This is a genomic window from Microbacterium helvum (assembly GCF_014779795.1).
Lineage (GTDB): Bacteria > Actinomycetota > Actinomycetes > Actinomycetales > Microbacteriaceae > Microbacterium > Microbacterium helvum.
Genome location: NZ_JACXZS010000002.1, coordinates 347,351 through 360,231, shown reverse-complemented (window position 1 = coordinate 360,231; position 12,881 = coordinate 347,351). Strand labels below are relative to the sequence as shown.

Genomic DNA, 12,881 nt, shown 5'->3' with positions numbered 1-12,881 from the left:
ACCCTCGTTGGGTGACTGAAACGGTGGACGTCCCCATTATCGCCTCCGACGTCCCGGTGTACGCGCACCCGGGCGACGCCGGCGCCGACCTCGTCGCCGCCGAGGCCGTGCGCCTCGAACCCGGCGACCGCGCCCTCGTCGGAACCGGCGTGCGCATCGCCCTGCCGGACGGGCACGTCGCCTTCGTGGTCCCGCGCAGCGGCCTCGCGGCCAAGCACGGCATCACGGTCGTGAACGCGCCGGGCACCATCGACGCGGGGTACCGCGGCGAGATCAAGGTCATCCTGCTCAACACCGATCGCGAGCAGGCGCACGACATCGCGGTCGGCGACCGCATCGCACAGATCATCGTGATGCCGGTGCCGCGCGCCCGCTTCGTGCCGGTGGACGAGCTGCCCGACAGCGTCCGCGGCGAGGGCGGCTTCGGCTCCACCGGCTACCAGAAGGACGGAGTCCTCGCATGACCGACCCCACGCCCGCGGACGGCCCCCGCAAGGTCGCCCCCGAAGACCGCGCGACGGCCGGTCCGTTCGACGAGTCCGAGGCGAACCCGGTGCGCCCGTACATCGACCTCGGCGGCATCAAGATCCTCCCGCGCGAAGGCCTGAACCTGCGTCTCGAGGTCGAGGAGCAGACCAAGCGCATCGTCGCCGTCGGACTGGACTACTCGGGCTCCACGCTGCAGGTTCAGCCGTTCGCGGCGCCGCGCTCGGCCGGACTGTGGGAGGAGACGCGCGAGCAGATCCGCCAGCAGATCCGCCAGCAGGGCGGCCGCGTCGAGGAGCGCGAGGGCCCCCTCGGCCCCGAGCTGCTCGCCGAGGTGCCGGTCGCCGCGGGGCCCGAGGCCACCGCCGGCAAACGGCTCGCGCGCTTCGTCGGCGTCGACGGGCCGCGCTGGTTCCTGCGCGGCGTCATCGGCGGGGCCGCGACCGCGGACGTCGACGCCGCCGCGGCGATCGAGGACCTGTTCCGCTCGATCGTGGTCGTGCGCGGCGGGTCTCCGATGCCGCCGCGAGACCTCATCCCACTGCGCATGCCGGCGACGCCGGGCACCGCGTGAGCGACGACTCGCGGTCCGAGGACGCGTCCGCGGCACCGGCCGACAGCCCGTCCACGACACCGCCCGAAGCGCCGGGCTCGGCGTCCGAGATCCTGGGAGCAGCCCTCGGCGGCGCCGCCCGGCGCGCCGGGCTCGACCCCGCCGAGGGCAAGAGCACCGGGCACGTGGTCTGGTCGGCGATGGGCGGATGGCGCGGCATCCTCGAATCCGTTCTGCCGAGTCTCGCCTTCGTGGTCCTCTTCACGATCACGAAGGAACTCGTCCTCTCTCTGGGCGTGTCCGTGGGCATCGCCGCCGTGTTCACCGCCGTCCGCCTGATCCAGAGGCAGCCCGTCACGGCGGCGCTCGGCGGCCTCATCGCGACCGTCGCCGCGGCCGCGCTGTCGCTGTGGACCGGCCGAGCCGCCGACAACTTCCTGTGGGGCTTCGTCACCAACGGCGTCTACGGCACGGCGTTCCTCGTCTCTGCGCTCGTCGGGTGGCCCCTCATCGGTCTCGCAGTCGGATTCCTGATGGGGGAGGGCACCGCCTGGCGCGCCGACCGTCGCAAGCGCCGCGCCTTCTTCTGGCTCTCGATCGCCTGGGCGGGGCTGTTCGCCGCGCGACTCGTCGTGCAGCTGCCGCTGTACTTCGCGAACGACGTGACGGCGCTCGGAACGCTCAAGCTCGTGATGGGCCTGCCGCTGTTCGCTCCGCTCGTCGCCGTCACGTGGCTCGCCGTGCGAGCGCTCTACCCGCCTGCCCCGAAGTGATACATTTATCTTGACATCAAGATAGTTTTCCGCCGCGGGGATTAGGGCGACCTCACTAGCAGAGGGCCACGTCGCGGGGGAAGATGGGGATGCCGGTGTTCCGGCCAGCTCCCGCCGCCGACGAAGGAGACAGACGTGTCCACGGTTGACAGCTTCGGTGCCAAAGGCACCCTGACGGTCGGCAGCACCGACTACGAGATCTTCCGCATCGCGACGGTCGATGGCTACGACAAGCTCCCGTTCAGCCTGAAGGTGCTGCTCGAGAACCTGCTTCGCACCGAGGACGGCGCGAACGTCACGCAGGAGCAGATCCGCGCCCTCGGCTCGTGGAACCCGGCCGCCGAGCCCGACACCGAGATCCAGTTCACGCCGGCGCGCGTGGTCATGCAGGACTTCACCGGCGTGCCCTGCATCGTCGACCTCGCCACGATGCGCGAAGCGGTCACCGCTCTCGGCGGCGACCCGAGCAAGATCAACCCGCTCTCGCCCGCCGAGATGGTCATCGACCACTCCGTCATCGCCGACCTGTTCGGTCGTGAAGACGCCCTCGAGCGCAACGTCGAGATCGAGTACGAGCGCAACGGCGAGCGATACCAGTTCCTGCGCTGGGGCCAGACCGCGTTCAACGACTTCAAGGTCGTCCCTCCGGGCACGGGCATCGTCCACCAGGTCAACATCGAGCACCTCGCCAAGGTCATCTACGACCGCGAGGTGGGCGGCGTCCTTCGCGCCTACCCCGACACCTGCGTCGGCACCGACTCGCACACGACGATGGTCAACGGCCTCGGCGTTCTCGGCTGGGGCGTCGGCGGCATCGAGGCCGAGGCCGCGATGCTCGGCCAGCCCGTCTCCATGCTCATCCCGCGCGTGGTGGGCTTCAAGCTGACCGGCGAGATCCCGGCGGGCGTCACGGCGACCGACGTCGTCCTCACGATCACCGACATGCTGCGCAAGCACGGCGTCGTCGGCAAGTTCGTGGAGTTCTACGGCGAGGGCGTCGCCTCGGTGCCGCTGGCCAACCGCGCCACCATCGGCAACATGAGCCCCGAGTTCGGCTCGACCGCCGCCATCTTCCCGATCGACGACGTCACCCTCGACTACCTGCGTCTGACCGGTCGCGACGAGGACGCGGTCGCGCTCGTCGAGGCGTACGCGAAGGAGCAGTCGCTCTGGCACGACGCCGCCAACGAGCCGAACTTCAGCGAGTACATGGAGCTCGACCTCTCGACGGTCGTCCCCTCGATCGCCGGCCCGAAGCGTCCGCAGGACCGCATCCTGCTGTCCGAGGCGAAGGCGCAGTTCGAGAAGGACATCGTGAACTACGCGACGCCGTCCACCACGGACGACATCGTCGACCTCGAGTCGAAGCACTCGTTCCCGGCATCCGACCCCGGTCAGGTCCCGGGCGAGGAGGAGCCCTCGACACGTCCCGTGCACATCAACAGCGGTGCCCCCGCGACGGCCTCCAAGCCGATCAAGGTGACCACGCCCGACGGCGAGGCGTACATCCTCGACAACGGCGCGGTGACCCTCGCGGCGATCACGTCGTGCACCAACACCTCCAACCCCTCCGTCATGATCGCGGCGGGCCTGCTTGCCAAGAAGGCGGTCGACAAGGGCCTCAAGCGCAAGCCGTGGGTCAAGACGACGCTCGGTCCCGGCTCGAAGGTCGTCACCGACTACTACGAGAAGTCGGGCCTCGACAAGGCGCTCGAGGGCCTCGACTTCTTCACCGTCGGCTACGGCTGCACGATCTGCATCGGCAACTCGGGTCCGCTCATCGAAGAGGTCTCGGCCGCGATCAACGAGAACGACCTGGCCGTCACGGCCGTCCTCTCGGGCAACCGCAACTTCGAGGGCCGCATCAGCCCGGACGTGAAGATGAACTACCTCGCCTCGCCGCCGCTGGTCGTGGCGTACGCGCTGGCCGGCTCGATGAACTTCGACTTCGAGACCGATCCGCTCGGCAAGGACACCGAGGGCAACGACGTGTTCCTGAAGGACATCTGGCCCTCGCCCGAAGAGGTGCAGCAGATCATCGACACGTCGATCTCGCGCGAGCAGTTCATCAAGCAGTACGCGACGGTGTTCGACGGCGACGAGCGCTGGCAGAACCTGCCGACGCCCGAGGGCCCCGTGTTCGAGTGGGACGCCGACTCGACATACGTCCGCAAGGCGCCGTACTTCGACGGCATGTCGATGGAGCTGACCCCGGTCGCCGACATCTCGGGCGCTCGCGTGATGGCCACACTCGGCGACTCGGTCACGACCGACCACATCTCGCCCGCCGGCAACATCAAGGCCGGCACGCCCGCCGCGCAGTACCTGACCGAGCACGGTGTCGCGCAGAAGGACTTCAACTCGTACGGCTCCCGCCGCGGCAACCACGAGGTGATGATCCGCGGCACGTTCGCGAACATCCGTCTGAAGAACGAGCTCGTCGCGGCGGTGAACGACGGTCAGATCGTCGAGGGCGGCTTCACCCGCGACTTCACCCAGGAGGGCGGCCCGCAGTCGTACATCTACGACGCGAGCCAGAACTACCAGGCGCAGGGCACCCCGCTCGTCGTGTTCGGCGGCAAGGAGTACGGCTCGGGCTCGTCGCGAGACTGGGCGGCGAAGGGCACGAGCCTGCTGGGCGTCAAGGCCGTCATCACCGAGAGCTTCGAGCGCATCCACCGTTCGAACCTCATCGGCATGGGCGTCGTGCCGCTGCAGTTCCCGGCCGGCGAGAGCTGGAAGTCGCTGGGCCTCGACGGCACCGAGGTCATCTCGATCTCGGGCCTGGAGCAGCTGAACGAGGGCGTCACACCCAAGACGGTGCGCGTCACCGCCGAGCCGAGCGAGTTCTCGCCCGAGGGCAAGCAGACCGTCGAGTTCGACGCCGTGGTCCGCATCGACACTCCCGGTGAGGCCGACTACTACCGCAACGGCGGCATCCTGCAGTACGTGCTGCGTTCGCTCGTCTGACAGCGGATTCACGGGGGACCGGGTGCCTCGGCACCCGGTCCTTCGTCGTGCCGCGGGTAGACTGACAGGGCCCGTCCGGGCCGGGAAAGGAGCGGGGATGTCGCTGTTGTCGTCCATCACCGGGCCCCGTGACCTCGATGCCCTGAGCGTCGATCAGCTGGAACAGCTGGCGGACGAGATCCGCGGGTTCCTCGTCGAGAACGTGTCCCGCACGGGCGGTCATCTCGGCCCGAACCTGGGTGTCGTCGAGCTCACGATCGCGCTTCATCGCGTGTTCGATTCCCCGAACGACCCCATCGTGTTCGACACCGGGCATCAGTCCTACGTGCACAAGCTGCTGACGGGGCGGCAGGACTTCACGAGGCTTCGCACGCGCGGCGGCCTGGCCGGCTACCCGCAGCGGTCCGAGAGCCCGCACGACGTCGTGGAGTCCTCACATGCGTCCAGCTCGCTCAGCTGGGCTGACGGCGTCTCACGCGCGCTGACGCGCACCGGCCGCAAGGACCGGCACGTCGTCGCGGTGGTCGGCGACGGCGCTCTCACCGGCGGCATGACGTGGGAGGCGCTCAACAACATCTCCGACGACAACGACCGCAACCTGGTCATCGTCGTGAACGACAACGGACGCTCCTACGCCCCCACCATCGGCGGCATGGCGCGCTATCTCAATCGCGTGCGCACGACCGACGGCTATCGTTCGCTGCACCGCGGCTCGGACTCGCTCTTCCGACGGTTCGGTCCGGCGGGGCGTGCGATGTACCGCGGCATCCGCGGCGGCACCCATGGCTTCCTGTCGCGCTTCACGAACAACGCGGCCCTGTACTCGAACCTCGACATCAAGTACCTCGGCCCCGTCGACGGCCACGACCTCGCCGCGCTGCTCGAGACCCTCGAGCTCGCGAAGTCCTACGGCGCCCCCGTCATCGTGCACGCGATCACCGAGAAGGGCCGCGGCTACGCGCCGGCGCTCGAAGACGAGGCGGACCAGTTCCACGCCGTCGGCAAGATCGACCCGGTGACCGGCGAGGCGCTCGGCAGCTCGGGAGGTCTCGCCTGGACCGACGTCTTCGCCGATGAGCTGGTGTCGGTGGGCGAGGAGCGCTCCGACGTCATCGCGATGACGGCGGCGATGCTGCGCCCGACCGGCCTGCTGCCGTTCGCGCAGCGATTCCCCGACCGGGTCTACGACGTGGGCATCGCCGAGCAGCACGCCGTCGCCTCGGCGGCAGGTCTCGCCTTCGGAGGGCTGCATCCGGTCGTCGCGATCTATGCGACGTTCATGAACCGCGCCTTCGACCAGGTGCTGATGGATGTCGCCCTCCACAAGGCGGGGGTCACCTTCGTGCTCGACCGCGCCGGCGTCACCGGACCGGACGGACCGAGCCACCACGGCATCTGGGATCTGGCGATGCTGCAGCTCGTTCCGCACATCCGCATCGCGGTGCCACGCGACGAGACCCGCCTGCGCGAAGAGCTGCGCGAGGCCGTGGCGGTGGACGACGGTCCGACGGTGATCCGCTTCCCGAAGGGCGGCGTGAGCGCCGAGATCCCGACGCTGGAGCGCCTGCACGACGGCGTCGATGTGCTCGTGCGGTCCGAGACGCCGGACGTCCTGCTCGTGGGCATCGGGCCGATGGCGCACGTCGCCGTCGACGTCGCCGAACGCCTGCGTGCGCAGGGGATCGGCGCCACCGTCGTCGACCCGCGCTGGGCGATCCCCGTGCAGCCGTCGATCGTCGAGCTGGCGGCATCCCATCGCCTCGTCATCACGATCGAGGACGGCATCCGCGTCGGCGGCATCGGCACGCGCGTGCGGCAGGTGCTGCGCGAGGCCGGCGTCGACACCGCCGTGGACGAGCTGGGCGTGCCCGACGAGTTCATCGATCATGCGTCACGCGAGCAGATCCTCGAGGATGCCGGGCTCACGGCGTCGAAGATCGCCCACGATGTGGTGGCGCAGGTGCTCGGCACCCGCATCCCGGTCGCCCGGGGAGCGCAGACCTCGGAGATCCCCACGCTGCCCGACCTCGCACGCAGCAGGGACGAGCGCCGCTAGAGCGAGTCCTCGAACGCCTCGTCGATCCCGATGGGCGATCGAGGGTCGGTGGGCACGATCCCTCTGCGCGCATGCCGTGAGGCGCGCCACCAGCCGAAGAGGACCGAGACCGTGGTCAACGCGATGGTGATCGGCGTCAGCGGGCTCAGGAACGCTGTCGACCAGTTGGTCGACCAGATGGCGAAGACCAGCAGCACGAGGATCCCGATGCCCGATCCGAAGGCCCCGAACGCGACGGCATGCGCGGTGATCGAGACGGTGCGGCGGAGCGCCCGGGCGAGCAGCCAGGCCAGCGGCAGACCCGCCAATGCGACCACGGTCGAGACAGCGCCGCCGATGAGAACCGCGTAGCCCAGCACCATGATGAAAGCCCAGAGCTGCGCCACGATGGCCCCTCCGCCCGACGGCTGAAGCATCGAGGCGACGAGCGCACAGGCGATCAGCGTCGTCAGCATCAATGCGTTGAACGCGAGGAGGGCCCAGATCGCGCCACGAAGCGCCTCCTCCCGGGTGGGCATCATGGGCTCCGCGTCGCACCGCGGCCCGAACGGGCTGGTCGCCGCCCTCATGCTTTCACCGATGCCACGAGGTCGAGCAGTTCCCGCAGGGGCGTACGCAGCAGCGGCAGCCGGGTGAGGGGCAGCGCGAGGCGCAGCAGTCGCAGCCCGCGATCGAGCAGCGTGCGGGTGCGCTGCTGTCCGGGCGAGCGGTCATAGACCCAGAACAGCGCGAGCAGCAGGTGTCCCAGCACCAGCGCATCGGGCAGCGACGCGCGGAACTCGTCCGGCAGTGGCGCTCCGGCGGCGCCGTCCACGGCCTCACGGAACAGCCCCTCGATGACCTGCAGCGCCGGCGCCGACTCCGGCGAGAGCGGGTTGATCGGCGATCGCGGCGACACGGCGGCGGAGAGGAACTCGGGGGCGAACGCGTGGAACGGCGTGAGCTGGTCGAGTCCGGTCCGGTACACGATCGCAAGCCGGTCGATGAGATCGGTGGATGCCGCAAGCGCCGGCTCTGCGGCATCCCGATGCCGTTCCTGGACATCGAGGTAGAGCTCCTGCACCAAGTGGTTCTTCGAGGCGAAGTGGTAGTGCGTCGTGCCGACCGAGACGTCGGCCTCCTGCGCGATGAGCCTGATGGTGGTGGCGTCGTAGCCGCGTTCGCGGAAGGAGCGCAGTGCGATCCCGCGCAGCGCGGCGCGGGTGCGCTCGCTCTTGGTGAGGACGGTCGTCGGGTCCGCGGCATCCGAACTGAACATGTTCAGAACGTACCATCGATGCACGTCACAGCTCGCGCCGCGCGCGTGAAAGCATGGATGGCATGACGACCTCGAACCTCAGCCGTGACGAGACGGCGGCCAGATCGAGCACCATCCGCCTGGAGACCGTCGAGGTGGATCTCGACGTGCGAAGCGCGCAGGACCTGGCCACGCAGACCTTCCCCACCGTCGCGACGCTGACGTTCGCGGCCACGGCGGACGAGACCTGGATCGACTTCCTCGGCGACGCCGTCGAGAGCGTGACGGTCAACGGCTCGGACCGGCCCGTCGAGTGGGACGGCGCCCGCATCCGCGTCGACGGGCTCGCCGCCCACAACGTGGTCACGGTGCGGGGCCGCGGTCGCTACAGCACGTCGGGCGAAGGACTGCACCGGTTCCGCGACCCCGTCGACGGCGAGGTCTACCTGTACACGCAGTACGAGCCGGCCGACTCGCGTCGGGTCTATCCGGTCTTCGAGCAGCCCGATCTGAAGGCGCGGTGGCGGTTCGCCGTCACCGCACCGGCGGGATGGCAGATCCTCTCCAACGGCGCCGAGGTCGCGCGTGAAGAGGTCCCCGGCGGTGTGCGCGTCCGCTTCGCCGAGACGCTGCCGCTGTCGAGTTACATCACGGCGGTCGCCGCCGGCCCGTATCACCGCGTCGACGGCGAATGGCGCAGCGACGATCGCGTCGTGCCGCTCGGCGTGCTCTGCCGGGCCTCGCTCGCCCGGCACCTCGACGCCGACGAGATCCTCGACATCACCCGGCGCGGTCTGGAGTTCTTCGAGCGGGCGTTCGCGTACCCGTATCCCTGGGGCAAGTACGACCAGATCTTCGTCCCCGAGTACAACCTCGGCGCGATGGAGAACCCGGGCCTGGTGACGTTCACCGAGAGCTACGTCTTCCGCGGCGCGTCGACGGCGGCGCAGCACGAGGGCCGGGCGAACACGATCCTGCACGAGATGGCGCACATGTGGTTCGGCGACCTCGTCACGATGCGCTGGTGGGACGACCTGTGGCTCAAGGAGTCGTTCGCCGACTTCATGGGCGCACATGCCGCGGTGGCCGCGGGGGGATTCCCCGACGCCTGGGTGACGTTCGCCAGCCGGCGCAAAGGATGGGCGTACGTGCAGGACCAGCTGCCGACGACGCACCCGATCGTCGCCGACATCCCGGACCTCGAGGCCGCCAAGCTGAACTTCGACGGCATCACGTACGCCAAGGGCGCCTCGGTGCTCAAGCAGCTCGTCGCGTTCGTGGGGGAGGACGCCTTCTTCCGCGGCGCGCAGCGGTACTTCGCCGACCACGCGTTCGGCAACACGACGCTGCCCGACCTGCTCTCGGCCCTCGAGGCGGAGTCCGGACGCGATCTGGATGCGTGGAGTCGCGCCTGGCTGCAGACCAGCGGGGTCTCGGAGATCGCGATCGAGCGGGATGCCGCCGACGCCCTCGTGCTGACGCAGACGGACCCGCGCCCGCATCGGCTCACGAGCGGGCTCTTCACCGTCGCCGACGGCCGCCTCACACAGCGGAGCACGTTCGAGGTCGACGCTGTCGAGCCGCGAACGCTGCTCACCGGCGCGACCGGCGCGGGGATCGATCTCGTCCTGCCCAACGTCGACGACAGCACGTACGCGAAGGTCCGTCTCGACGACGACTCCACCGACGCCGCCGCCTCCTACCTGTCGTCGATCGAGGATCCGGTCGCGCGCGCGGTGATCTGGGCGTCCCTGTGGAACTCGACCCGGGACGGCGAGCTGCCGGTGGCGCGTCTGGTCGAGATCGTCTCCGAACATGCGACGCGCGAGACGAACATCGCGCTCGTCACCGACGCCCTCGCACACGCCGACGTGGCGATCGGGCGCTACGCGGCCGCGAATGACCGCAGCCTGCTCGCCGACGCATGGCTCGAGACGTGCTGGAACGCGCTCTGGGCCGCCGTATCGGGTTCCGACTCCCAGCTCGCCTGGGCCCGCGCCCTCGGGACGGCCGCGGCCCGATCCGCGGACCGCGCGGACGAGATGCGGGCGATCCTCGCGCAGAGCTCGCCGGCACCGGAAGGCCTCGCACTCGACCCCGAGCTGCGCTGGGCGTGGCTGGTGGCACTGGCGGCGACCGGTCACGCATCGGGCGCCGACGCGGATGCCGAGCTCGCGACGGACCCCTCGGCGCAGGGACACGTCGCGCACCGGACGGTCCTCGCCGCACGGCCCGACAGCGCCGTCCGCGAAGCCGCCTGGCACGCCGCCTGGGATGACCGCACGCTGACGAACGACCACCTCGCCGCCACGATCGCGGGTGTGCGCGCGGGCGACCGTCGTGACCTCGTCGAACGCTTCGACGCCGAGTACTACTCGCGGATCCGACCCGCGTGGGCCGAGCGCAGCATCGAGATCGCACGGCGGCTCGTGGTCGGCCTGTTCCCGTCCTCGGACTCGCTCACCGATGTCGATGCATGGCTCGCCGACAACCTCGACGCGCCCGCCGCCCTGCGCCGGCTCGTCATCGAACAGCGTGACGGATTGGCCCGAGAGCTGCGTGTGCGCGCCGCGCAGCCGGCGGCCGGCTGAGGTCGGCGGCATCCCGAAACGACGACGACCCCGGGCGGGATGCCCGGGGTCGTCGTGTCGCTGTGTGCGTCAGCCGCCGATGCCCTTGATCACCGGGTGGTGGAAGGTGTCGCCGAACACGCGCTGCGAGGCGCCCTCGCGGTCGAGGTACGGCGAGGCTCCGCCGTCGATGAACGGCCAGCCTGCGCCGAGGATGAGGCACAGATCGATGTCCTCGACCTCGGGCACGACACCCTCGTCCAGCATCAGCTTGATCTCCTGCGCGAGTCCGTCCTGCACGCGCGCGAGGATGGTCTCGGGCGATGCCGGCGTCGAGCCCACGGCCGGCTTGAGCAGCTTCTCGGCCGCCTTCGTCCAGCCGGTCACGCGGCCGCCCTTGTCCTTCTCGACGACCTCGGGCAACTCCGCGAGGGCGTGGAAGTTCTCGTTCGCGTAGAAGCGGTCGGGGAAGGCGCGCACCATCGTGTCCTGCACGTGGGCGGCGACCTTCCACCCGACGAGATCGATGAGCTGGAACGGCCCCATCGGCAGGCCGAGCGGGGCGAACGCCTTCTCGACCTCGGCGACGGGCGTGCCCTCATAGACGGCCCGCGCGGCCTCGCCCATGACCTTGGCCAGCAGACGGTTGACGACGAACCCCGGCGCGTCGGCGGTGAGCACCGCGTTCTTGCCGAGGTTCTTCGCGACGACGAACGCCGTCGACAGCGCGGCGTCCGACGTGTGCGGCGTCCTCACGATCTCGATGAGCGGCATGACCGCCACCGGGTTGAAGAAGTGGAAGCCGACGAGGCGCTCGGGGTGAGCGAGCTTCGCGCCGATCTCTTCGACCGAGAGCGACGAGGTGTTGGTCGCGAGGATCGCGTCCTCGGCGATGATCTGCTCGATCTCCCCGAACACCTGCTGCTTGACGCCGACCTCTTCGAACACGGCCTCGATCACGAAGTCGCAGTCCGCGTAGAGGCTCTTGTCGGTGGTGCCGGTCACGAGCGCGCGCAGCTTGTTGGCGCTGTCGCCGTCCAGGCGGCCCTTCGCCTCGAGCTTGCCGATCTCGTCGTGGATGTACGCCACACCCTTGTCGACACGGGCCTGGTCCAGATCGGTGATCAGCACGGGCACCTGCAGCTTGCGCACGAACAGCAGGGCGAACTGGCTCGCCATGAGGCCCGCACCGATGATGCCGACCTTGGTGACCTTCTTCGCGAGCGCCTTGTCGGGCGCGCCGACCGGTCGCTTGGCGCGCTTCTGCACCAGGTCGAAGGCGTACATGGACGCCGCGAACTGGTCGCCGGTGACGAGCTCGGCGAGAGCCTCGTCCTCGCGAGCGAAGCCCTCGGCCTTCGTGCCGCTCCTGGCCTTGTCGAGCAGCTCGAGGGCCGCGTACGGCGACTTCGGCACGGTGCCGATCTTGGACTCGAGCATCCCTCGGGCCATCTTGATGGCGATCGGCCACTTGGTGAGGCGCTCGATCTTGCCGGGCTCGTTCTTGCGCTCGACCTTGACCTTGCCGGTCAGCACGCCGTCGGCCCACGCCAGCGAGTCCTCGAGGTAGTTGGCCGCGGGGAAGATCGCGTCCACGATCCCGTAGTCGAACGCCTGCTGGGGCTTGAGCATCCGGTTCTGCTTGAGCGGGTTCGAGATGACCACCTCGAGCGCGTTCTCGATGCCGATGAGGTTCGGCAGCAGATAGGCGCCGCCCCAGCCGGGGATGATGCCGAGGAACACTTCGGGCAGCGCGATCGCCGCGGCCGAGGCATCCACCGTTCGATAGGCGCTGTTGAGCGCGATCTCGAGTCCGCCGCCGAGGGCGAGGCCGTTGACGAAGGCGAACGTCGGCACGCCGAGGTCGGCGAGCTTGCCGAACACCTTGTGACCGAGCTGCGCGACCAGACGCGCGTTGTCTTTCGATCCGACCTTGGTGATGTCGCTGAGGTCGGCTCCGGCGGCCAGGATGTACTGCTTGCCCGTGATGCCGACCGCCTGGATCTCGCTCGCCGCGGCGCGCGCCTTGAGGGCGTCGAGCGTCTCGCCGAGCTGGAACATCGTGGCGGGGCCGAGCGTGTTCGGGCGCGTGTGGTCGCGGCCGTTGTCGAGCGTGATGAGGGCGAGCACCTTGCCCGAGCCGAGACGGATGTCACGCACGCGGGAGTGGGTGATCACCTCGCCCTCGGTCAGTGCGAGGATCGGCGAGAAGTCGATGTCGTCGTAGTTGGTCATC

The 12,881-nt window shown here is 69.5% G+C and carries 9 protein-coding genes; 6 read left to right on the top strand and 3 right to left on the bottom strand.

Features of this window, described 5'->3' with window-relative positions; genetic code table 11:
• Nucleotides 1-11 precede the first annotated feature (11 nt).
• The 5 genes from dut (at nucleotide 12) to dxs (ending at nucleotide 6,838) form a co-directional block, all read left to right on the top strand.
• Nucleotides 12-464, top strand: coding sequence for a dUTP diphosphatase (gene dut, locus IF188_RS04835; RefSeq protein ID WP_191170645.1), 453 nt, complete (start codon nucleotides 12-14; stop codon nucleotides 462-464).
• Nucleotides 461-1,060, top strand: a complete 600-nt coding sequence (locus IF188_RS04830) for a DUF3710 domain-containing protein (RefSeq protein WP_191170644.1) — start codon at nucleotides 461-463, stop codon at nucleotides 1,058-1,060. The genes dut and IF188_RS04830 overlap by 4 nt, the downstream gene beginning before the upstream one ends.
• Nucleotides 1,057-1,812 carry a DUF3159 domain-containing protein gene (locus IF188_RS04825; protein ID WP_191170643.1) on the top strand — a complete coding sequence of 252 codons (756 nt, stop codon included), beginning with the start codon at nucleotides 1,057-1,059 and terminating at the stop codon, nucleotides 1,810-1,812. The genes IF188_RS04830 and IF188_RS04825 overlap by 4 nt, the downstream gene beginning before the upstream one ends.
• A 135-nt stretch (nucleotides 1,813-1,947) precedes the next feature.
• A complete protein-coding gene (gene acnA / locus IF188_RS04820; RefSeq protein WP_191170642.1) occupies nucleotides 1,948-4,782 on the top strand; it encodes an aconitate hydratase AcnA in 2,835 nt (944 codons plus the stop codon).
• A gap of 97 nt (nucleotides 4,783-4,879) precedes the next feature.
• Nucleotides 4,880-6,838: a 1-deoxy-D-xylulose-5-phosphate synthase gene (gene dxs / locus IF188_RS04815; RefSeq protein ID WP_191170641.1), complete on the top strand. Its 1,959-nt coding sequence runs from the start codon at nucleotides 4,880-4,882 to the stop codon at nucleotides 6,836-6,838.
• Here the strand turns inward: dxs and IF188_RS04810 are convergent.
• A complete protein-coding gene (locus IF188_RS04810) occupies nucleotides 6,835-7,356 on the bottom strand; it encodes a hypothetical protein (protein WP_191170640.1) in 522 nt (173 codons plus the stop codon). The genes dxs and IF188_RS04810 overlap by 4 nt on opposite strands.
• Before the next feature lie 47 nt (nucleotides 7,357-7,403).
• Nucleotides 7,404-8,096, bottom strand: coding sequence for a TetR/AcrR family transcriptional regulator (locus IF188_RS04805; protein ID WP_191170639.1), 693 nt, complete (start codon nucleotides 8,094-8,096; stop codon nucleotides 7,404-7,406).
• Nucleotides 8,097-8,158: 62 nt separating this feature from the next.
• Here IF188_RS04805 and pepN point away from each other — a divergent pair, with 62 nt between their 5' ends.
• The gene (gene pepN, locus IF188_RS04800; RefSeq protein ID WP_191170638.1) at nucleotides 8,159-10,666 is read left to right on the top strand and encodes an aminopeptidase N; all 2,508 of its coding nucleotides are present in this window, start codon (nucleotides 8,159-8,161) and stop codon (nucleotides 10,664-10,666) included.
• A 69-nt stretch (nucleotides 10,667-10,735) separates the two neighbouring features.
• On the opposite strand, the gene IF188_RS04795 is transcribed toward pepN, so the two are convergent.
• Entirely contained in the window at nucleotides 10,736-12,880 is a 2,145-nt protein-coding gene (locus tag IF188_RS04795) for a 3-hydroxyacyl-CoA dehydrogenase NAD-binding domain-containing protein (RefSeq protein ID WP_191170637.1), read from the bottom strand.
• Between the last annotated feature and the right edge of the window lies 1 nt (nucleotide 12,881).

Coding starts and splice junctions, on each gene's coding strand:
- IF188_RS04830 (WP_191170644.1), top strand. CDS start 461: ATGACCGACCCCACGCCCGCGGACGGCCCCCGCAAGGTCGCCCCCGAA.
- dxs (WP_191170641.1), top strand. CDS start 4,880: ATGTCGCTGTTGTCGTCCATCACCGGGCCCCGTGACCTCGATGCCCTG.
- IF188_RS04810 (WP_191170640.1), bottom strand. CDS start 7,356: ATGCCCACCCGGGAGGAGGCGCTTCGTGGCGCGATCTGGGCCCTCCTC.
- IF188_RS04805 (WP_191170639.1), bottom strand. CDS start 8,096: ATGTTCAGTTCGGATGCCGCGGACCCGACGACCGTCCTCACCAAGAGC.
- pepN (WP_191170638.1), top strand. CDS start 8,159: ATGACGACCTCGAACCTCAGCCGTGACGAGACGGCGGCCAGATCGAGC.
- IF188_RS04795 (WP_191170637.1), bottom strand. CDS start 12,880: ATGACCAACTACGACGACATCGACTTCTCGCCGATCCTCGCACTGACC.